The following is a 21,277-nucleotide window of genomic DNA, read 5'->3' on the forward strand; positions in this document are numbered from 1 at the left end:
ACTCTATTTCAAAATATCCTTTTGTAAAAACATACTCTCTAATACTACCACTTTTTTTTCAAAAATGGCACTGTGAACAAAAGGAAAATCATGTATCATCATTTTTCACTTCAATAGTCCTACTTAAACATTTTATTCCAATTTTTAAAACACTGAACAAGAAAATAGACGTTTAATGAAAAATGGGAGTTACACCTTAATGCAACTCCCACTCCATATTATTTTCCTTCTGCCTGCTCACGTAATGCATCTGCCTTATCAGTGCGTTCCCAAGGAAGATCAACATCCGTACGGCCAAAATGTCCGTAAGCTGCTGTTTGCTTATAGATGGGGCGGCGTAAATCCAGCATTTTAATGATTCCTGCAGGGCGCAGGTCAAAGTTTTTACTTACTAAGTCAACCAATACCTCTTCGCTGACTTTGCCTGTGCCAAAAGTATCGATGGAAATCGATACCGGTCTTGCTACACCAATCGCATAAGCAAGCTGGACTTCACATTTATCAGCTAAACCTGCTGCGACAATATTTTTTGCAACATAGCGTGCAGCATAAGCGGCAGAACGGTCAACCTTTGTCGGGTCCTTACCGGAAAAAGCGCCGCCGCCGTGACGGGCATAGCCTCCGTAAGTATCCACGATAATTTTGCGGCCAGTCAGTCCTGCATCCCCCTGCGGTCCGCCGATTACAAAGCGGCCGGTTGGGTTTATAAAATATTTTGTATTTTCATCGATTAATTCTTTTGGTACAACCGGATTAATGACATGTTCCTTAACATTGCGCTGGATTTGCTCTAGTCCAATTTCCGGATGGTGCTGGGTGGAAATAACAATTGTATCAATCCGAACCGGTTTGTTGTTCTCATCGTATTCGACCGTTACTTGTGTTTTTCCGTCCGGACGAAGGTATGGAAGGATATCCTCTTTACGAACCTCTGTTAACCGGCGGGCAAGCTTATGGGCTAAAGATATTGGAAGAGGCATCAGCTCTTTCGTTTCGTTACAGGCGAAGCCGAACATTAAGCCTTGGTCACCTGCACCAATTGCTTCAATTTCTTTATCTGACATTTGACCTTCACGAGCTTCAAGTGCTTGATTGACACCCATGGCAATGTCCGGAGACTGTTCATCAATAGAGGTTAACACTGCACATGTTTCCGAATCAAAGCCATATTTCGCACGAACGTAGCCAATTTCTTTGATCGTCTCACGAACAATTTTTGGGATATCTACATATGTAGAGGTAGTGATTTCGCCGGCAACTAGAACTAAGCCGGTCGTTACTGATGTTTCAGCAGCTACGCGGGCATTTGCATCCTTTGCTAGAATGGCGTCTAAAATAGAATCAGAAATCTGGTCACAAATCTTATCAGGATGACCTTCAGTTACTGATTCAGAAGTGAACAAATGGCGTTTTAGTGACATCTGAATTCCTCCTATAATAATGAAATAATGAGGCTGCTTTTTTCAAAGGTTAACACCCTTTCCAAATAACCTCCATTTTGATACGGAACTCATCCCTAATAGTATGAAATAAACATCAGGTTTTTATGAAATACTACCGAAAAAACCCAACCGAAATTCTTTAGAAGATTAGTAAAGCGATTCAAACAGCACGTGTGTTTGCCCAATAGACAAAAAAACCTTTCCATGAGGAAAGGTTGAATGCAAACATTTTGCGTGCCTTTCACTCTTATCGTTCAAGGACAAGCCTTGCATCAGGTTGAGCACCTTTGCCCGAAAAACGACTAAAAATAGACATTTTCCTAGTTGCAGGTTGCTGGGTTTCATAGGGCCTGTCCCTCCACCAGCTCGGGATAAGAGAGTATCCGTTCAAGGTTAAATCATACCCCAGATTCTTAAAGTATGTCAATGTATTTTTTAGCAACATTAACCAAAATATACAATGGAGTATGATACAAAATATGCTTAAACTGTTTTTTTCATGACTTTTTAATCACCTTTAGAATAAGGTATAAAATACAGCATAATTTCGTCAATTAGTATAGACTATTATTTTAATTGTGTTATACTAATCAATATTAATATATCAAATTAAAAAAACCATAAAAAGGAAGGTTCATTAAATGAATTCTGTTCATATCCCAAATGAATTAAAGGAATTACTTAATGAAAGTAATGTCCAAGTCCAATTATCTGTGCCGCAGCTAGTTGAAAAAATCCTCAGCAGAAAAGAAGGGACACTCACTTCCACCGGAGCGGTTCGTGTTTCAACAGGAAAATATACTGGGCGGTCTCCAGAAGACAAATTCACTGTTTTGGAGGAGTCAACCAAAGATAAAATTGCCTGGGGTTCTTTAAATCAGCCAATCTCACAAGAGACTTTCGATCATCTTTATAATAAGGTATTAGAATACTTAAAACAGCAAGAAGAAGTTTATGTATTTAAAGGCTTTGCTGGTGCTGATAAGAAATCACAACTGCCGATTCAAGTCATAAATGAATTTGCTTGGCATAATCTTTTTGCCCACCAGTTGTTCATTCGGCCTTCGGAAGATGAACTTCTGACTCATAAAGCTGAATTTACAGTAATTGCTGCCCCTAATTTCAAAGCAGACCCGGCAGTCGACGGTACGAATTCTGAAACCTTCATTATTATATCATTTGAACGCCGCGTAGTTCTAATTGGAGGAACTGAATATGCGGGGGAAATGAAAAAATCAATTTTCTCTGTCATGAACTATTTACTGCCTGAAAACAATATTTTCTCTATGCACTGTTCAGCGAATGTCGGCATTGAAGGGGATGTTGCATTATTCTTCGGTTTATCCGGAACTGGAAAAACAACTCTTTCCGCAGACCCTAATCGCCGTCTAATCGGCGATGATGAGCACGGCTGGTCATCAAATGGCGTCTTTAATATTGAAGGCGGCTGCTATGCAAAATGTATAAATCTATCCCGTGAAAAAGAACCGCAAATCTTTGATGCCATCCGTTTCGGGACCGTTCTTGAAAATGTTGTGATTAACCAGGAATCGAGAATTCCGGATTACGATGATGGAACATTAACAGAAAACACTCGGGCCGCATATCCAATGGAGGCCATTGATAATATTGTCCAGCCTAGCATTGCCGGGCATCCGAATACCATTGTGTTTTTAACTGCAGATGCATTTGGTGTTCTTCCGCCAATTGCTAAATTAACAAGGGAACAAGCAATGTACCATTTCTTAAGCGGATTTACATCAAAGCTTGCTGGCACAGAGCGTGGCATTACTTCACCGCAGGCAACCTTCTCAACCTGTTTTGGTGCACCATTCCTGCCGCTGCCGGCTACACGCTATGCCGATATGCTAGGAGAAAAAATACTTGAGCATAACGTTAATGTGTTTTTGGTCAATACAGGCTGGACTGGCGGAGAATACGGCGTTGGCAATCGTATGAAACTCTCATATACAAGAGCAATGGTGCAGGCAGCTCTTGAAGGAGAACTAAATCACGTAGAAACCGTTAAGGATACATTCTTTGGCCTAAATATCCCGCTCCATATTGCTGGGGTCCCTGATGAAGTGCTTCAGCCAATGAAAACATGGGCAGATCCTAATGCTTATGAAAAAAAGGCAAAAGAATTGGCAGAGCAATTCCGTGAGAACTTTAAGAAATTCGCTAACGTTGCCGTCGAGATTGAAGAAAAAGGCGGACCAATCGTTTAAACAGTAGAAAAAAGAGGCTGACCTCCAAAATCAGCCTCTTTTTTTCTATTTCCCGTCAACTGGTTTCCTTACTTCGACCTCCTCCGATTGCTGGAGAACAGTAAAACGATATTTACCGCTTTTTTTGATGGTAAACCCGCCGCCATACTCCGTAATATGCTTTCCATCCGTTGTTGTATAGTCTGCAACCTTCTTAAAAGTAAATTTCGATGCCTCAGCGGTTTCTAATTGAAATATCTCCAATTCTATTTCATCGGGAAGATTGCTTCCCTCTACTTCAATAAACTCGTGTTCATAAAAGCCGGCGTAAAGATCCTCCGCAGAAATCATTAATGTTGATTTGCCAATTGTGATATACGGCTCCTTTACATAAATGGAAAATGCACCAACCTTCTTATCACCAACTGTGAATTGAAGATTCCAAACTCCTGAAAAAGGCAATGGTTTGAAGGTTGTTACAGTGTGAGCATCCGTTCCGTAGATTCCTCCAGATAAAGGAGTTTCAGCAAGGTGCTCTTTGACTCCTGTTTTAACGTGGACCGCATTGACCTTGAGAGATTTCGAATAATCATAGTTTCCCCATAAAAAAATCATCATCTTAGCAACGGTGCCTTTATCTTTTGCAATCCAGTCCTGAGGTGCAAGCAGGCTCACCTTGTTTGGGATACCAAAATTACTATCTGCATAAATAGGTTTCCCCTCTTCATTCTTTAATGCAAAATAATCACCCTCTTGGGCTTTTGTTATAACGGAACTACTGCTGCCGGGACTCTTTTCCTCTGCTGTATTCGTAAAATAGAAAATCGGGGCAATAAGAGCAAGTATGAACAATGCTGCCACAGCCCCCAGTCTTTGGATGTTAAACACCTTTCTTGGCTTGACTGTGCCTGCTTCACTAATCCTTTTTAACATGTCCGTTCTCTGTTTTGTGGAAAGCTCATGTTTCGGAAAATCCGCCATCATTTCTAGCAGCTCTTTATCCGATAAATTGCTCAAAATATTCACCCTCCTTTAATTGCTCATTTAGTTTTTTCATGGCCCGAAAAAAGGTAACATTCACTTTATTTTCCGACCAGCCAAGAATGTTGCCAGTTTCCTGTGAAGAAAGCTCGGCAATGCCCTTAAGCAAAATTACATCCCGATAATTTGGCTTTAATTCGTTAATCGCTTCATATAAGCGGGCATACTCCTGCTTTTTTAAGATTTTCTCTTCAGTACGAAGTTCTTTTTGATCAGGTGATTCTCGGTTTAATCGTTCCTTCAGCTTTTGCCATACCGATTTTTTTCGATATAAATCAATGGCTGTATTTCTTGCAATGGAAATAAGCCAGGTTTTGGGACTTGCTTCATTTTTAAACCGGGAAAAGGCTTGAAGTGCACGGAGAAAAGTTTCCTGTACCAAATCCTCAACATCTGTCGTTCCGGTATAATAAACAAGAAAATTGGTAACGTCCTTCTCATAATGAATAAACCATTTCTCTATTTGCTGAATTCCTTCCAACCTTACCCCCCCTCTCTATTTGTTAATCTCTATATAAGACGCTATTGTTTGGCAAATCTTACACTTTTCCAAAAGAAAAAAAGCAGGTGATAACACCTGCTAGTTCGTTGAGTTTAAGGATATTAATTGATATGTTAGTGTTGTGCGGCTGTTTTCCCATTCAACTTTTTTTATTAAAGCTGTACCATTTGAGTTTGTGTCCAGTGTTTTTCTGACATCCACAGGGATTTCAATCGGGTATAATCTGTATCCTTCTTTCACAAGTACAAACAGATTTTCTCCAATCCTTTTTTCATTCCCTTTTGTGACGATTAAAGTATTTAATTCAAGAGGCATACCCATAACATATCCGCTCCTCTGCTATTTATATCTTTATATTACCATTATTTGTTTTGCATTTTCATCCACTTCGTCAAATCTTCCACTACTTTTCGGTTAATTGCCGGCGGAAAATAATGTGTGAAATGATCAAAATACCAGCGTTCGACTGGCTTGTCCAGACTTCGCAGCCTTCTTTCAAGACGATAGGCGTGTTCGACAGATACATTTTTGTCGTTTACACCGTGAATAATCAGGACGGGGGCAGCCAGCCTTTCAAGCTCGAATAAAGGTGTTCTATCTTGATATCGGTCCGGGAATTTCTCCGGTGTCCCGCCGATGACCCGTTTCATCATCCTTCGTAAATCCTTCCGCTCATAGTAGGTCAAGCTCATGTCACTGACACCGCCCCAGGTGACTAAGGAAGATGCATCTGGGAATTCAATTCCCGTCAAAAGCGCCATTACTCCGCCGCGGGAAAAACCAAAGATATGTATCCTTTTTACATTAGGAAGTGATTTTAGCAGGTCGTAGGCCGCATAGGCGTCCGCACGGTCCTCCCCAGCAAAATCTTCATTCCCCTCCCCGCCTTGGTTTCCACGATAGTAAGGAGCGAAAACGATAAAACCTTCCTGAGCAAACTGGGCAATCCGCGCCGGCCTCACCTTTCCGACACTTTTGATTCCTCCCCGCAAATAAAGAAATCCGTCATGTACCTGTTGATTTACCGGTTCTGCCAGCATCCCCTTCACGCTTAATCCATTTGAAAGATAGGTAATCTCCTTCAAATCAACGTTTGGATTTGGGGATGGAAACCGCTTCATTTCAATAATCTTTCCGTTAAATTCGTTCATTTGTATCTAATCCTTTTAAAAAATTTCTGGAACTGGGCATTCACACATTTTTTTCTTTTTCATACGATATTCTAGGCAATCAGCCCAGATAAGGAGGTTAATTTTATGAAAAAATGGTCAAAAATCAGTTTCTCCTTTCTCCTCATCAGTATACTTATGTTTTCCCTAATTGCTTGTAATAAAGATACCGCTAAAGAACCGAAGAAACTGGAAAAAGTCCGTATTGCAGAAGTTACCAGGTCAATCTTCTATGCCCCTCAATATGTTGCTTTATCAAAGGGATTCTTCAAGGATGAAGGTCTTGATGTCACATTAACGACAACACCCGGCGGTGACAAGACAATGACTGCCCTCATCTCGGGCGGCGCCGATGTGGCTCTGGTCGGCTCGGAAACTTCCATTTATGTATATGCTCAAGGGGCAAACGATCCGGTCATCAATTTTGCCCAGCTCACCCAAACTGACGGCACCTTCCTTGTTTCAAGAGAGAAAATTGACAATTTCTCATGGGATCAATTAAAAGGTACGACCTTCCTTGGCCAGCGTAAAGGCGGCATGCCGCAAATGGTTGGTGAATTCGTGTTAAAGAAGCATGGAATTGACCCGCATAAGGATTTAAACCTAATCCAAAATATTGACTTCGCAAACATCGCCAACGCTTTTGCCTCAGGAAGTGGAGAATTTGTTCAATTATTTGAACCAACTGCCAGCATTTTTGAAAAAGAGGGTAAAGGTTTTATTGTTGCCTCCTTCGGAAAGGAATCTGGGCATGTACCGTATACAACCTTCATGGCTAAACAGAGCTATATAAAAGATAACAAGGACGTTATCGAAAAATTCACAAGAGCAGTCTATAAAGCTCAGCAATGGGTAAAGTCCCACAGTGCTGAGGAAATTGCTAAAGCAGTAGAACCATTCTTCCCTGATACAAACCCTGAAATTATGAAAACTGTTGTCGATCGTTATAAGAGCCAGGGATCCTTTGCCACTAATCCAATTCTTGATGAAGAAGAATGGAATAATCTGCAAAACATCATGAAGGAAGCCGGAGAGCTTCCAAAAGAAGTAAAACATGACACGCTCGTTAATACAGAGATTGCCGAACAAGTCATGAAAAAATAACTCCGAAAGGGTGGCCGGCACATGAGCTTCTTAAAGGTTCAAAATATGCAACACACGTATTTTACCAAAGACTCTAGAACCACGGCCCTCTCCGATATTTCGCTTACGGTTGAGGAGGGAGAATTTGTCTCCATCCTCGGCCCTAGCGGCTGTGGAAAGACGACTTTGCTCTCCATTATTTCAAGCTTGATTAAACCAACTCAGGGGACTGTTTTGCTGGAAAATAAGCCGGTATCCACCGCAAATAACGATATTGGCTACATGCTTCAACAGGACTATCTATTTCCGTGGAAAACAATCGAAGAAAATATCCTTTTAGGCCTTAAATTATCAAAACAGCTGACTGAAAAAAACAAGTCAGCCGCCTTAAGCCTGCTCCAGCAGATGGGCTTGGGCGATGTTGAAAAGCAACTGCCAAAACAACTGTCCGGCGGCATGAGGCAGCGAGTTGCCCTTGTAAGGACGCTGGCAACTGAGCCAAAGCTTTTGATGCTTGATGAGCCTTTTTCCGCACTCGATTATCAAACGAAGCTTAAGCTTGAGGATCTTGTTTCGCAAACATTGGATGAGTTTGGAAAGACAGCTATTTTGGTCACACATGATATCGGGGAAGCCATTGCCATGAGCGACCGTGTTTACTTACTGTCATCCCGCCCCGGAAGAATTCACAAAACGTTTGAAATGCCTGAGGAACTGAAAATATTATCCCCATTTAATGCCAGAAATCATGAAGCATATCCAGGTTTATTTCAAACGATATGGAAGGAGTTGGAGTCTCTTGAACAAGGAAACGGATAAGGTGGAACTCCTCCATAAAAATTATATTCGCTCATTAAAGGTTGAAAAAAGGTGGATACGGTTTTACCAAGCCATCATTTTCCTGGTCTTTTTCTCAAGCTGGGAGCTTTTTAGCGCAAAACAGTGGATTGACCCGCTCATTTTCAGCTCTCCATCGAAAATTTGGATTCTGTTTATTAATAAATTACAGGATGGTTCACTGTTAACGAATTTGGGTGTGACCTTAACTGAAACGGTATTTGGTTTTATCTTGGGAACCTTTCTAGGTGTGCTGCTGGCCGCAATCCTGTGGTGGTCACCGATGGTTTCCAAAATCCTTGACCCCTATCTAGTTATCCTAAATGCGATGCCAAAAGTGGCGCTTGGGCCCGTTCTGATTGTTGCTTTGAGCCCGGGGTACCCGTCCATCATCGCGATGGGTGCAATTATTTCTGTCATTATCACAACCATCGTAGTATACACAGCCTTTAAAGAAGTAGATCCCAATTATTTAAAGGTGCTGCAGACCTTTGGAGCGACCAGATTTCAATGCTTTAAGGAAGCCATTATTCCCGCCTGCTTTCCAACTATCATTTCTACCTTAAAGGTCAATGTCGGACTTTCATGGGTTGGCGTCATTGTAGGGGAATTCCTCGTTTCCTCTAAAGGGCTTGGCTATATGATTATTTACGGTTTCCAGGTCTTTAATTTTACCCTTGTATTTTTATCGCTATTGGTTATTGCCGTGTTCGCCACGATTATGTATCAGCTTGTTGATTTTCTTGAAAAAAAACTTATCAAAGAATAGGGGATTGCATCAGGGCATTCTTCTATTCTTTTTCGTTTTTATATGCCTCAATGAATTTCAGGCATTCCTCTACAACTCGATCCTTCATGATAAAGCTATATTCCTTACCATACCGCTTCTTAAGGAGGTCTCCTATGATCCTGACAGGTCCGTATGTCTCGTGATAGCTGCCAGTCTCCTCCATCCTTTTGACTTTCCCCCAGAAAACAGCTTTAACAAATGAACCATTTTCCTCATACACCTTATACTCAGCCAGATACATTAGATCTGAAAAAAATATTCCGGCTTCTTCATATGCTTCACGTTTAGCTGCTTCCTCCAAAGTTTCGCCCGGTTCCCTTTTGCCGCCTGGAAATTCGAGTCCTCTTTTTTTATGGTTCGTTAAAATCCACTCATCACCAAACTGACTTATGACAAGAACATGTTTTACTTCATCTGGAAAGGCATCTTTCTTAAAGGCCATTTCCACGGTATTTCCATGATCATCCAAAAACTGAATCATACCTCTTCCCCGCTTTATGTTTTGATTTAAGTATAAATGAAAAAAGGAAAATCCTAAAGGCAGGGATTTTCCTTTCGTTGTTTATGAGTTGGGTAAGATGTTCATGCTTTCAATATGCTTTTTTGCTTCCTCGTCACCAAGCTTATGAATCATTCCGTAAATTTGCTGCATGGTGTTGTCATAATCATCATTCTCACGGTCATAATGATATTGAACATATGGTGTATGTGCTCGAAAAAAGTTTTTCCACTCTGTCGAATAATTTTGATCGAATAACTCACGCAGCTGAGTAATTTCTTCATCATTCGCTTGAATTTGATAGCTCCAAGTTGACGAAGTCGCACTTTGTGAAATCTCACCTGTTCCAATATCTATATAATAGGTTTTCTTTTGTTCACTCATCATTTCATCCCCTTTTAATCTTTAGTAATCCACAAAAATAAAAAATTTATTCGATTACAAAATTCGATTTATTTTTTATAAATGAATACGTTATAATAATCCTAATAAAAAATGACAGAGTTTTCTGTTAATTTAAACAATTGGAAATATGGATTGTTTTAGCTTTGAATGGGAATGGATTAAGTAAGAAGAAAATTTTTGAATGCACATAGGAGGTGCTGGAAATGAAACTTGTCGATGAATTGTATGAAATGTACCGGAACAAACTGACCGGCGATGAAGAGGACATTGATATGCTTGCCTTTGCTTTTTTAGAAGAAATGTCACACGAGGACTTGATTGCTTTAATACATGACATGGATAAGCAGGAACTATACGATTTGATGGGCCTTTACCTCATTGAAAGCTTAAAGGGGAAGTTTGCTCAGGAACAATACGGCGGACAGCGGACTCATACTTACTATCCTCGAAATATTCATTGATTTCTACATAATGGCAAAAAGGAAGCTGAATTCATCAGTTTCCTTTTTATTTACAACTAAAAAATAAAAAACATGTTACAATAGAGGGGAAAAAGGGGGAGAAATCTTTGTCTATTGTGATGATCGTATCAATCATTATTGTTTTTGTCGTTCTTTTCTTAGCAGTCATTACAACATCAAAAGCATACACCTACAAGCATACGGTTGACCCGTTGGAAAACAATCCACATTTAAACGATGCAAATGAAAAAGATGATGAGCCAAAGAACGCATAAAAAAATTCCTATTCATGTTGAATAGGAATTTTTTCTTTTATGCAAATATCTGCTTTAGCTCTTCCTTGTCCTGCTCAAGCCAATAGCGCATTAGGCGCTTTGCCCCTTCTAAAGTATGCAAATTTGCCTGGCCGCACTGCCTTTCATTTCCCGCAGGAACCTCGGTAAGTCCCAAAGCATCCTTCATGGTATCCTCAAGAAGGTCAATGACTTCCTCCACTGTCGGCTCTCCGCTAACGACTAGATAAAAACCCGTTTGGCAGCCCATTGGAGAAATATCAATTATATCAAAGTGGTCATACTTCTCTGCATGCTTGCGGATAGTGTAGGCAAGCATGTGCTCAAGACTATGAATAGCATCCGGCTTCATCGCCTCTTTATTTGGCTGGCAGAAGCGGATATCATATTTATTAACAACACCGTCAGAACCTACCTTATGGACACCACAGTGTCTGACATAAGGAGCTTTCACGGCATTATGATCTAAATCAAAGCTCTCTACTGAAGGCATCCTAATCATCTCCTCTATAAATCTATTCTCTATCATACTATAAATTCCGTGTTTTTTCTGCAACGTATTAATTACCAATTTAGACGTTTTATTGGATTTGTGATATCTTGAAGGAAATAATATTAAAGGAGCAGCTCTATATGTTAAAGAAATTATTCATCGCTCTTATCCGGTTTTATCAAATAGCTATCTCGCCTTTAAAACCGCCTTCCTGCCGATTTTATCCAACCTGTTCTCATTATGGTCTTGAGGCTGTTCAGCGTTTCGGGGCTATTAAAGGCGGATATTTGGCTATTAAAAGGATTTTGAAATGCCATCCCTTTCACCCAGGAGGAGTCGATCCTGTTCCTGAAAAATGGCAGGCCCACAAAAAACATTAATCCTGATTACCGTTAACCACTAAGTCGAGCTTTCCCGTCCTAGGATCAATAACGAGTCCGTGAACAGGCACACCCCCCGGCATAAGCGGATGCTTTTTAATCATCTCGACACTATGCTTTACACTCTCAGTTACACTATCAAAGCCATGCAGCCATTGATTAAAATCAACTCCGGAATAGGCTAGTGTATCAAGTGTTTCCTGACTGACACCCCGTTCCTTCATCTCTGCCACGACTGGTTCTGCTTTCAATCCACTCATCCCGCAATCATGATGTGCAATCACAAAAACCTCTTTTGCCTGAAGCTGATAAAGGGCAATTAAAATGCTCCGCATAATACTTCCAAACGGATGAGACACAATCGCCCCGGCATTTTTAATCAGTTTTACGTCCCCATTCCCTAAATTCAAGGCCTTTGGCAAAAGCTCCAGCAGTCTTGTGTCCATACAAGTCAGGATTACCGCTTTTTTATTCGGATATTTAGTTGTCTCATACTTTTCATACTCGCGCTCTTCCACAAATTTTTTATTGAAGTCAAGAATATCATTTAATAATGATGAACTATCCATTTATTCACTCCCCTTTAGGTATCTCTTTTTTAAGGATACATAAAATTCATTCGAATATACAATTTTTTCACTTGCAGAAACGGCAAATTTTTTGTAAGATACATAAGTAAATCGGAATTGTTACGTATTAGTTTCATAATATTTAAAATTTTTTAGTTGTTAAATCGGAATAAATACGATTTAAAAAGGAGCTTTTATGAAAAAACTAATTCTTTTTGTTTCTTTTCTACTGCCGTTAAGCTTGTTTTTATCAGCATGTGGAAATAATACCGAAAAAACTCCAAAAAAGAAAAATCTATTGACGATATATACGACCGTTTTTCCACTGCAATATTTTACGGAACGGATTGGCGGAAAATATGTAAAGGTGGCTACAATCTACCCGCCAGGCGCTGATGAACATACCTTTGAGCCTTCGCAAAAGGATATGATGAATTTGGCTGATTCAGACTTATTTTTCTATATCGGCCTTGGTCTTGAGGGATTTGTGGAAAAAGCCAAAGGTACCTTAAAAGATGAAAATGTTACCTTAGTACCTGCTGCGGAAGGGCTGAAACTGCCAAAAGACCACCATTCATCTGAAGAGGAAGATCATGAAGATCATGCTGGGGTTAATCCTCATGTTTGGCTTGACCCTGTTTATTCAAAGGAAATGGCAGCAGTAATCCGCGACCAATTAGCGAAAAAACTCCCACAGAGAAAGGCTTACTTTGATGAAAACTACCAAAAGCTTGCTGACGAGCTTGACGAGTTAGACACAAATTTCGCCAATACGCTTTCGCAGGCAAAGCATAAAAAAATCATTGTCACCCATGCGGCCTTCAGCTATTGGGAAACTCGCTATGGAATAGAACAAATCAGCATTTCTGGACTATCCACAACCAACGAACCAAGCCAAAAAGAATTAGAGAAAATCATTTCCATGGCTGACCATGAAGGCCTTCACTATATGCTGTTTGAACAAAATGTCAAATCCAAGCTCGGCAAGGTCGTGCAAAAAGAAATTGGCGCACGTGCGCTGCCAATTCATAACTTGGCGATTTTGACAAAGGACGACATCAAAAATAAGGAAACCTATTTTTCATTAATGGATAAAAACTTAAAAACATTGGAAACAGCATTAAATAATTAATTGAAACAATTTGGATTTCCGGCCAATAATTTACGTTTTCACCCAATTACTTACTGACATGCATATCACACAATCATCAAATGCTATACCTGTATTACCAAATACGTCAAGGAGTGATACACATGGCACAGGATGTTTTATGCGAGGTCAATAACTGTACATTTTGGGCAAAGGGAAACAAGTGCAGTGCAGACCAAATTTACGTTGTCAGCCACACTGGGAAAAAGGCTGATACAAGCAAAGAAACTGATTGTCAAACATTTGAAGCGAGCGAACTATAAAAGATAAAGAACCAGTCGATGGCTGGTTCTTTATTTTTCGTTTATCATTTCACGTAGATTTCTTCTTAGAAGTTTCTTTGCTGCATTTCTCGGCAGCTGTTCTGTGAAATAGAATTGTTTCGGCACTTTATATTTGGCAAGCCGTGTTTGACAAAATTGTTGGAGTTCCTTCTGTGGCAATGCCGCACTTTCCCTTTGCACTATAAAAGCAATCGGCACTTGTCCCCATTTAACATCATCCACTCCAATAACCCCGACATCTGCTACATCCGGGTGTGAGAGCAAAACGGATTCAATTTCTGCAGGATAAATATTCTCACCGCCTGAAATAATTAAATCGGAGCGCCGGTCCAATACATATAAAAAACCTTCTTCATCAACGTACCCGATATCACCTGTATGAAGCCATCCTTCACGGATCTTCTCTTTGGTTGCATCCGGCCTGTTCAAGTATCCTGTGGTTACATTTGGTCCCTTCACTACAATTTCTCCTGCATGTTGGGACGGTGCCGCCGTGTGGTCATCCATTTCAATTCTAAGCTGGGATGGAAATAACGGTTTTCCTGCCGAACCAAGCTTGCTTAGGCTATATTCCGGAGAAAGGGTAACAATTTGCGATGAAGTTTCCGTCATTCCATAACTTTGGAACACAGGCAAATTCTTTTTAACACACGCCTCTAGCAATGGCAGCGGGGCTGGGCCGCCGCCTAACAGAAAACAGCGAAAATGTTCCGGCAGTCCGCGAACTGTCAAAGCATCAACAATACTTGTAAGCATCGTACCCACAACTGACATAATCGTAACCTTTTTATCACTAATATCTTCAATCGTCTTCTGCACGTCAAATTTTTCATGAAGGACAATCGGCATTCCATAAATGACGCTCCGCATTAAAATAGAGAATCCGCTGATATGGAACAGCGGCACTGAACAAAGCCAGCAGTCACTTTCTACGAAGCCTAAATTTAACGCCGAGCCAGTTGCGCTCCACCAGTGGTTGCCATAGGTTTGCAAGACACCCTTTGGATGACCGGTAGTTCCTGAGGTATACATGATCGTACATATATCTGATAGGTTGATTTCTTCTTGAATATCAGCGTATTCATTTTCTTTTTTTGCAAACAGATCACTCTTTGTAATTGTGGCAAGAGATGCAAGCTGTTGATTAATGACCATTTTAATATCAGTAAATGAATCCTCTAGTATCAATAAAGAGGATGTTGAGTCCTCTAGTTGCCAAACAAGCTCCGATGGTGTTAAGCGATTATTTAAAATGACTGATCTGACTCCCAAAAGTTGAAGAGCAAAAAATATAATGATAGTATCTAGATGATTTTTCAACAGAACACCTACAAAATCATCCTTTCGAACGCCATGCCCTTGAAGTTGCCCTGCTACATAAAGTGAATCATTATAAAGCTCTTTAAATGTTAAAGCTTTATCCTGAAAATAAACTGCAGTCCGATCCGGTGTTAGAAAGGCTCTTTTCATCAAAAAATTTGGCATTGTTTCGTTATTCATATTTATCATCCTTTATAAAAAACAGCCTGATGGAGACCATCAAGCTGTTGTAACGTTTTTTCATCAAGGGAAACGAGGGAATTGGCCGAAGTCTGGCTTGCGCTTTTCCTTAAAGGCATCGCGTCCTTCTTTCGCTTCGTCGGTTGTATAATACAACAGCGTTGCGTCACCAGCAAATTGCTGAAGTCCAGCCAATCCATCGGTATCTGCATTCATGGCAGCTTTGATGAAACGAAGTGCGGTTGGGCTCTTTTCAAGCATCTCCTCGCACCATTTGATTGTTTCTTCTTCTACCTGTTCAAGCGGAACAACGGTATTGACTAAGCCCATATCGAGCGCCTCTTGAGCATTGTATTGGCGGCATAAATACCAGATTTCACGTGCCTTTTTATGACCAATAATACGGGCAAGATAACCTGAACCGTAGCCGGCATCAAAACTGCCTACCTTAGGACCTGTTTGTCCAAAAACAGCATTGTCAGCTGCAATCGTTAAATCACAGACTACATGCAGAACATGACCTCCGCCGATTGCATAGCCTTTAACCATTGCCACAACCGGTTTTGGAATAACACGAATCAGACGCTGCAAATCAAGTACGTTTAGGCGCGGAATTTGGTCCTCACCAACATAGCCGCCATGTCCGCGGACGCTTTGGTCGCCGCCGGAACAGAATGCCTTGTCTCCTGCACCTGTTAAAACAATAACGCCAACTTCGGAATCATCACGGGCATAGGCAAAAGCATCGATTAATTCCATCACTGTTTTTGGTGTGAAAGCATTATGTACATGGGGACGGTTAATCGTGATTTTGGCTATTCCGTTATAGGTTTCATAAATAATTTCATCGTATTTACGAACTGGAATCCATTCAACTGCCACTATAAATTCCTCCTTTGTTTGTAATTGACAAAAAGTCACTTACTATTGTACCAAACTTTTCGGGTTCTTCCACATGAATTGCATGACCGCATTGTGCAATCGTTACCAAAGAACTATTTTTCAGCTCCTTGTGCATTTTTTCAGCAATCCTGCAGAACTTCAAATCTTCCTCACCGGTGAGCAGCAAAACTTCACAGGATAGCTTATTTAATTGCCCCCACCAAGAGGGCTGAGAACCCGTCCCCATACCTAGCAAGCTATTGGCAAGACCAATAGGAGAATTGTTTAAACGCTGTTCCCTTACTTTTCCTTGTACTTTCTCCGGCAGCCTCTTCATGGTTGAAAATAAGGGGATATTCTCCCAGTATTCAACAAACTCCTTTATTTCTTTATCCTTAATAAATTGAGCTAATTCGGTATCTTTCATACGGCGCTGTTTTCTTTCGTCCTCTGATTCAAGACCAGGCGAAGCGCTTTCCAAAATCAGTTTTCGAACCCTTTCGGGATATAGACAGGCAAATGAAAGGGCAAGCCTGCCCCCCATTGAATAACCTAATAAATCAATTTGCTCAATCTGGAGTTCATCAAGAATGGAAATTAAATCTTTAGCTGCCTCCTCCATCCGGTATCGGCCCGCAGCCTCAGGAGATTCTGTTTTCCCATGCCCGATGATATCAGGAATAATCAACCGCGAGTGTTTTCCCAGTCGTTCGCAAAAAGTAGTCCACGTTGATGAATCTCCCGTAAATCCATGAAGCATAACGAGGGGGAATCCCTTCCCGCATATCTCGACATGATAGCGGATTCCGCCGGTAACTATCCTCATTTTTGCTCCCCTTTGACAAAATTTGATATTTCCTGGGAAACCACATGCCAAAATTCGCGGTGCTCGTCTCGATTTTTGTCTCTGTTTGTGACAATTTCAAAGACATTTATGCCTGCTGCATCTCTTGATTTTTCCATTTCGATTTGGAAATGATCCCAATCCTTAATTTTCGTAAATTGTCCGTTAAACATTTTGACGGCATGTTCAAATTCAATGTTTAATGGTGTACCGAAAAGAAGCTCGAAATGCTTCGGATGTTCCGATTGCGGAAGGAAGGAGAAAATCCCGCCGCCATTATTGTTTATAAGGATAATGTTTATATTAATTTGATGCTTCATAGCTGCCCAAAGTCCATTTAAATCATGGAAAAAGGTTAAGTCTCCAAGGATCAAATATAACGGCTTTGAGTACATCGCCGCACCCAAGGCTGTGGATACGGTCCCGTCTATGCCGTTCGCACCCCTGTTAGCCATAATCTTAATTGACTTGCCATTTGTTAAGAAAAAGCTGTCCAAATCACGAATTGGCATACTGTTTCCAACAAATAATGCGGCACCATCCGGCAGCATCTCAGCAAGCTGATAAAAAAGCTTTCCTTCACTTAATTCTGGAATATCCCGGATTGGAGACATATTTTCTTTTGTAAGGTCATTTACTTTTTTCCAAGCGTCTAAATATCCCGTCTCCACCCGAGGTTTGGAATACGCTGAAAGTTTTTCACAAAAAATTGCTTCATTACAAAAAATCATATCGGTCGACAAGATAGCAGGATCTCGCCAGCCGCCTCCGCCATCGACCACAAATTGATCTGCATTCGGATTTCCTTTGATAAAAATGGTTAACGCTTTAGACACCGGCATCGAACCAATGCGGATAATCACTTCCGGTTTAAGGTAAGATTTCGCATCTTCATTTCGTAAGAATGTGTCGTAAGTATCAATAATTTGATCATTTGCATGCTGCCCACTTCTAAGTTGTGATAGTGGGTCTGCTAAGATTGGATACTTTAATTGATTAGCGAGCTTTGTTACAGCAATTGCGAAACGTTCATCGGCAACATTTCCGCAAACAATGATCCCCTTCGCTTTGCCAGCCAACCGCCCGGCGATTTCTTGATACTCCATTTCGTTTATGTTTAGTTCACCATTATGTACCTGCACATATCCTTCCTGTCGCTCACTCACTGCAAAGAGTTCCTCATCCATTTTAGGAATAAGTGGTTCTCTAAAAGGAAAGTTCAAATGAACCGGACCAGCTGGAGCGCTGGCTGCATATGCGGCAGCACGGGAGCAGACTGTCCGCGCGTAGCGGATCATCTCATCATTTTTCTCAGGCAGTGCCATTTCTGCAAACCACTTGACGTGTTTCCCGTACAAATGAATTTGGTCAATCGCCTGCGGTGCCCCTACCTCTCGCAACTCATGAGGCCGGTCTGCTGTCAAAACCAGCAATGGGACTCGCGAATAACGCGCTTCGACAATAGCCGGAAAGTAATTGGCTGCAGCGGTACCTGATGTGCAAAGAATAGCAACGGTTCGATTTGTCGCCTTGGCAATTCCCAATGCAAAAAAGGCGGCAGAGCGCTCATCCACATGGATATGGACGTTTAAATCCGGATGTTCTGCCATAACCAATGCCATTGGGGTGGATCTTGACCCGGGACTGACCACCACATCGGTAATCCCGGAAAGAACCAGCTCCCCAACAAATGCCGCGATATAAGCAGTTAACGATTCTTGATGATTCATACTATTTTCCCCCAAGTGCCCGAAGCATTGGCCTAAACTTCAAGCTTGTCTCTAAATATTCACTTTCGGAATCAGAATCAGCTACAACGCCGCATCCGGCAAATAACGATGCTTCCTTGCCTTGTAAGAGACCCGAGCGAATGGCTACTGCAAATTCCCCATTTCCTTCATAATCCAGCCAACCTACAGGTGCAGCATAAAAGCCGCGGTCAAGCTCCTCAACTTGACGGATTTTTTCAACCGCTTCTTTCTTCGGAAGTCCGCCAAGAGCAGGGGTTGGATGCAATCTTTCGACCAAATGCAATAGTGAACTGTCACCACTGCATTTTCCGATGACTGGCGTATACAAATGCTGTATGTCCCTGATTTTCATTAGCTGAGGTTTATCAGGAAGGATGATTTCTTCACATGATTCCTCTAGTGCTTCTTTTATCATTTCCACAACATATTGATGCTCAAGCAAGTTTTTCTGGTCAGAAAGCAATTTTTCTCCCAGTAATCGATCCTCCTCCGGGTTATGTCCCCGTGAGCTGGAACCAGCAAGGCAGGTAGAGAAAAGTTCGGTGCCATTCTTTTTCACCAGTCTCTCTGGAGATGCTCCAAGAAAACAATCGCCATTCGATTCAAGAGCAAAGATAAAGCTTTCATGCTGTTGTTCATTTAAATGTTGCAGGACTGCCTCTGAAGCAACAATGTCATTAAAATTTAACCGAAGTTCCCTAGCAAGAACTACTTTTTTAAGCGGGCCTCTGTTTAATTCCTTTACCATTGCATCAACTGTATTTTTCCACTTCTCAGGTGAAATTTCCTTTGTTTCCAGAAGGGCAGGCAGAGCTGTGTGGTGGTGTTTCTGAAGAGACTGAAAAAGTTTATTCCGTTCATCGATTATATGTTTATATAACAATTCATCATCGTTCGGTGTAAAGATAAAATTAGTTGTCAAAAAGATTTGTCCCTTAATAACACTCAAAAGATATTTTGGCAGATAAAATAAAGAATCATCAAATTTAGACCAAAGCACTGTCTTCTCTTTGGATGGATCAAAAGAAAATCCTCCAAATATCAGCGGGCCTATTCCAATTTCGGAAAATGGATTAGAAATAAGGCTGTCCTTTAAAAATTCCTTCCATTTTCTTTCAATAAGGCCAAACCGGTCATCTGACTGATCTATTTGAAATTGCTTAGAAATTCCCAGTCCCGCGAAAATAAATTCGTCCTTTGGATCCTTCCAAAAAAACCGTTCGCCTGAATAGTGATCATTCCCACTAGAAAAGAATAAAAGGGGGTCGATATGATTCATTTTTTCAACTTCACTCATTAAAATGGGACGGCCAAGTTCTTTTGCGCGCTTCATCGCCAAAAGACTTCTTTCCTTCGTTTCGATTTCCTGAATGGTAATCAAGCAAATCCCTCCAAAACAGCCAAATAGGGCTGTCTCCATTCATTTTAAGCCTTTTTAAAGATACTACTCCCATTGTAAAGAAGTCAATAATGGTTGTCACTACTTCTCCTGCTTCATTTCCTTATTATATGTCAAATTTCTGAAAATCGGTTGCAAAAGGCTTCGATACACTCATTTTTCCACTAAATATGGATATTACTCGAGAAGGGATTATCTTCTAGTTTTGAAAGTAAAATTTAATTGACACTCCACTTGATATTTCCTACACTTAGGTTTGGGTAATAACCATTCTTTAAAATTCGTTTTGTACAGATAGATGCATTTAAAAGGGAGGAGAAAAAAATATGCAGCCAAATTTACGGGAAGGTTCTAAACCTGTTGTTGACTCAAACCGCGGCTTCCAGGTTTGGTGGCAGATGACCCGCCCCCATACTTTAACAGCAGCGTTTGTTCCTGTATTGCTAGGCACTGCACTGGCACTTCGGCATGGGAAAATTCATTTCGGTCTTTTCTTCGCCATGCTGATTGCAAGCCTGTTAATCCAAGCCGCTACAAATATGTTTAATGAATATTATGATTTTAAACGAGGACTCGATACAGAGGACTCTGTCGGGATTGGCGGAAGTATTGTCCGCGACGGAATTAAGCCAAAGACTGTGATGCAGCTGGCATTAGGACTCTATGGAATTGCTTTATTATTGGGAGTTTATATATGTGCAAACAGCAGTTGGTGGTTAGCTTTAGTGGGCTTGATTTGTATGTTGATTGGATATTTATATACAGGCGGGCCGCTGCCAATCGCCTACACACCTTTCGGAGAATTGTTTGCCGGTTTCTTTATGGGGATGATGATTATTTTAATCTCATTCTTTATCCAAACAGGGACAGTGGACAGCACAAGTATTCTTGTATCAGTGCCAAGTTTTATTTTGGTCGGCGGAATTCTTTTGTCCAATAACATCCGCGACCTTGACGGCGACAAAGAATTTGGCCGGAAAACATTGGCCATTCTTCTAGGCAAAGAAAAGGCCATCTTCCTATTGGCCGGGATGTTTGCTTTTTCGTATGTCTGGATTTTGGGGCTGATAATTGCGGATATTGCCCCAATTTGGACGGCGCTCGTATTAATAAGCACACCGAAACCGATTAAATCAGTTAAAGGCTTTATTAAGGGAACAGTGCCAATTCAAATGGCACCAGCGATGAAAGCTACGGCCCAAACGAACACCATCTTCGGCTTCTTACTGGCTATTGGGATTTTCGCCGGTTACTTTTTTTCTTAAATAATATTTAAAAAGCTTCTGCCGAGAGCAG

24 protein-coding genes and 1 riboswitch are annotated in these 21,277 nt (G+C 41.0%); of the genes, 10 read left to right on the plus strand and 14 right to left on the minus strand.

The features are described from left to right. Positions 1-218: 218 nt before the first annotated feature. Positions 219-1,421, minus strand: coding sequence for a methionine adenosyltransferase (metK, locus tag V5M37_RS23430; RefSeq protein WP_423799360.1), 1,203 nt, complete (start codon positions 1,419-1,421; stop codon positions 219-221). 265 nt (positions 1,422-1,686) lie between these two features. Beyond that, positions 1,687-1,820, minus strand: a riboswitch (SAM riboswitch). 263 nt (positions 1,821-2,083) lie between these two features. On the opposite strand from metK, the gene pckA reads away from it, so the two are divergent. Next, positions 2,084-3,670, plus strand: coding sequence for a phosphoenolpyruvate carboxykinase (ATP) (gene pckA / locus V5M37_RS23435; protein ID WP_423799361.1), 1,587 nt, complete (start codon positions 2,084-2,086; stop codon positions 3,668-3,670). Between the two features lie 45 nt (positions 3,671-3,715). On the opposite strand, the gene V5M37_RS23440 is transcribed toward pckA, so the two are convergent. The 4 genes from V5M37_RS23440 to V5M37_RS23455 form a co-directional block, all read right to left on the minus strand. Next, a complete protein-coding gene (locus tag V5M37_RS23440; RefSeq protein ID WP_423799362.1) occupies positions 3,716-4,666 on the minus strand; it encodes a hypothetical protein in 951 nt (316 codons plus the stop codon). Beyond that, a complete protein-coding gene (locus V5M37_RS23445) occupies positions 4,647-5,171 on the minus strand; it encodes an RNA polymerase sigma factor (RefSeq protein ID WP_423799363.1) in 525 nt (174 codons plus the stop codon). The genes V5M37_RS23440 and V5M37_RS23445 overlap by 20 nt, the downstream gene beginning before the upstream one ends. 99 nt (positions 5,172-5,270) lie before the next feature. Next, on the minus strand, positions 5,271-5,513 hold the full coding sequence (locus V5M37_RS23450) for a DUF2584 domain-containing protein (protein WP_213144537.1): 243 nt from the start codon (positions 5,511-5,513) through the stop codon (positions 5,271-5,273). A gap of 41 nt (positions 5,514-5,554) precedes the next feature. Further along, positions 5,555-6,343, minus strand: coding sequence for an alpha/beta hydrolase family protein (locus V5M37_RS23455; protein ID WP_423799364.1), 789 nt, complete (start codon positions 6,341-6,343; stop codon positions 5,555-5,557). Positions 6,344-6,448: 105 nt separating this feature from the next. On the opposite strand from V5M37_RS23455, the gene V5M37_RS23460 reads away from it, so the two are divergent. Genes V5M37_RS23460 through V5M37_RS23470 form a run of 3 tightly spaced genes read left to right on the plus strand, consistent with a single transcriptional unit; the run spans position 6,449 to position 9,050 of the window. Next, positions 6,449-7,465 (plus strand): ABC transporter substrate-binding protein, encoded by a 1,017-nt coding sequence (locus V5M37_RS23460; RefSeq protein ID WP_423799365.1) that lies wholly within the window; start codon positions 6,449-6,451, stop codon positions 7,463-7,465. 21 nt (positions 7,466-7,486) lie between these two features. Beyond that, positions 7,487-8,263 (plus strand): ABC transporter ATP-binding protein, encoded by a 777-nt coding sequence (locus V5M37_RS23465; protein ID WP_423799366.1) that lies wholly within the window; start codon positions 7,487-7,489, stop codon positions 8,261-8,263. Further along, positions 8,244-9,050 carry an ABC transporter permease gene (locus V5M37_RS23470; RefSeq protein ID WP_378584374.1) on the plus strand — a complete coding sequence of 269 codons (807 nt, stop codon included), beginning with the start codon at positions 8,244-8,246 and terminating at the stop codon, positions 9,048-9,050. The genes V5M37_RS23465 and V5M37_RS23470 overlap by 20 nt, the downstream gene beginning before the upstream one ends. A 22-nt stretch (positions 9,051-9,072) precedes the next feature. Here V5M37_RS23470 and ytkD read toward each other — a convergent pair whose 3' ends face one another. Both ytkD and V5M37_RS23480 read right to left on the minus strand, forming a co-directional pair. After that, positions 9,073-9,552 carry an RNA deprotection pyrophosphohydrolase gene (ytkD, locus tag V5M37_RS23475; RefSeq protein ID WP_213144532.1) on the minus strand — a complete coding sequence of 160 codons (480 nt, stop codon included), beginning with the start codon at positions 9,550-9,552 and terminating at the stop codon, positions 9,073-9,075. A gap of 81 nt (positions 9,553-9,633) precedes the next feature. After that, complete coding sequence (locus tag V5M37_RS23480) at positions 9,634-9,957, minus strand: hydrolase (RefSeq protein ID WP_423799367.1); 324 nt, start codon at positions 9,955-9,957, stop codon at positions 9,634-9,636. Positions 9,958-10,178: 221 nt separating this feature from the next. On the opposite strand from V5M37_RS23480, the gene V5M37_RS23485 reads away from it, so the two are divergent. Together V5M37_RS23485 and ytzI are read left to right on the plus strand one after the other, a co-directional pair. Next, a complete protein-coding gene (locus V5M37_RS23485) occupies positions 10,179-10,436 on the plus strand; it encodes a DUF6154 family protein (RefSeq protein WP_213119825.1) in 258 nt (85 codons plus the stop codon). A gap of 107 nt (positions 10,437-10,543) precedes the next feature. Continuing rightward, complete coding sequence (gene ytzI / locus V5M37_RS23490) at positions 10,544-10,711, plus strand: YtzI protein (RefSeq protein ID WP_423799368.1); 168 nt, start codon at positions 10,544-10,546, stop codon at positions 10,709-10,711. Positions 10,712-10,748: 37 nt separating this feature from the next. Here the strand turns inward: ytzI and V5M37_RS23495 are convergent, their stop codons facing one another. Beyond that, on the minus strand, positions 10,749-11,222 hold the full coding sequence (locus V5M37_RS23495) for an S-ribosylhomocysteine lyase (RefSeq protein ID WP_423799369.1): 474 nt from the start codon (positions 11,220-11,222) through the stop codon (positions 10,749-10,751). A 140-nt stretch (positions 11,223-11,362) separates the two neighbouring features. On the opposite strand from V5M37_RS23495, the gene yidD reads away from it, so the two are divergent. After that, the gene (gene yidD, locus V5M37_RS23500) at positions 11,363-11,602 is read left to right on the plus strand and encodes a membrane protein insertion efficiency factor YidD (protein WP_423799370.1); all 240 of its coding nucleotides are present in this window, start codon (positions 11,363-11,365) and stop codon (positions 11,600-11,602) included. Here yidD and V5M37_RS23505 read toward each other — a convergent pair. Next, positions 11,599-12,171 carry a beta-class carbonic anhydrase gene (locus V5M37_RS23505; RefSeq protein WP_423799371.1) on the minus strand — a complete coding sequence of 191 codons (573 nt, stop codon included), beginning with the start codon at positions 12,169-12,171 and terminating at the stop codon, positions 11,599-11,601. The two genes, yidD and V5M37_RS23505, sit on opposite strands and share 4 nt — an antisense overlap. A 196-nt stretch (positions 12,172-12,367) precedes the next feature. Between V5M37_RS23505 and V5M37_RS23510 the strand changes: the two genes are divergently transcribed. Both V5M37_RS23510 and V5M37_RS23515 read left to right on the plus strand, forming a co-directional pair. Continuing rightward, positions 12,368-13,303, plus strand: coding sequence for a metal ABC transporter solute-binding protein, Zn/Mn family (locus tag V5M37_RS23510; protein WP_423799372.1), 936 nt, complete (start codon positions 12,368-12,370; stop codon positions 13,301-13,303). 122 nt (positions 13,304-13,425) lie between these two features. Next, positions 13,426-13,584 carry a DUF1540 domain-containing protein gene (locus V5M37_RS23515; RefSeq protein ID WP_213144525.1) on the plus strand — a complete coding sequence of 53 codons (159 nt, stop codon included), beginning with the start codon at positions 13,426-13,428 and terminating at the stop codon, positions 13,582-13,584. Between the two features lie 30 nt (positions 13,585-13,614). On the opposite strand, the gene V5M37_RS23520 is transcribed toward V5M37_RS23515, so the two are convergent. The 5 genes from V5M37_RS23520 to V5M37_RS23540 form a co-directional block, all read right to left on the minus strand. After that, complete coding sequence (locus tag V5M37_RS23520) at positions 13,615-15,105, minus strand: o-succinylbenzoate--CoA ligase (protein WP_423799373.1); 1,491 nt, start codon at positions 15,103-15,105, stop codon at positions 13,615-13,617. Between the two features lie 63 nt (positions 15,106-15,168). Continuing rightward, positions 15,169-15,987, minus strand: coding sequence for a 1,4-dihydroxy-2-naphthoyl-CoA synthase (gene menB, locus V5M37_RS23525; RefSeq protein WP_213144523.1), 819 nt, complete (start codon positions 15,985-15,987; stop codon positions 15,169-15,171). Beyond that, positions 15,977-16,813, minus strand: coding sequence for a 2-succinyl-6-hydroxy-2,4-cyclohexadiene-1-carboxylate synthase (gene menH, locus V5M37_RS23530; RefSeq protein ID WP_423799374.1), 837 nt, complete (start codon positions 16,811-16,813; stop codon positions 15,977-15,979). The genes menB and menH overlap by 11 nt, the downstream gene beginning before the upstream one ends. Next, positions 16,810-18,561, minus strand: a complete 1,752-nt coding sequence (gene menD, locus V5M37_RS23535) for a 2-succinyl-5-enolpyruvyl-6-hydroxy-3-cyclohexene-1-carboxylic-acid synthase (RefSeq protein WP_423799375.1) — start codon at positions 18,559-18,561, stop codon at positions 16,810-16,812. Before menD ends, menH begins: the two co-directional genes overlap by 4 nt. Before the next feature lies 1 nt (position 18,562). Beyond that, entirely contained in the window at positions 18,563-19,963 is a 1,401-nt protein-coding gene (locus tag V5M37_RS23540) for an isochorismate synthase (RefSeq protein ID WP_423799376.1), read from the minus strand. 344 nt (positions 19,964-20,307) lie between these two features. Here V5M37_RS23540 and V5M37_RS23545 point away from each other — a divergent pair, with 344 nt between their 5' ends. Further along, a complete protein-coding gene (locus V5M37_RS23545; RefSeq protein ID WP_423799377.1) occupies positions 20,308-21,246 on the plus strand; it encodes a 1,4-dihydroxy-2-naphthoate polyprenyltransferase in 939 nt (312 codons plus the stop codon). The last annotated feature ends 31 nt before the right edge of the window (positions 21,247-21,277 follow it).

This window comes from Neobacillus sp. SAB-20_R2A (assembly GCF_049568635.1).
GTDB classification, from domain to species: domain Bacteria; phylum Bacillota; class Bacilli; order Bacillales; family Cytobacillaceae; genus Neobacillus; species Neobacillus citreus.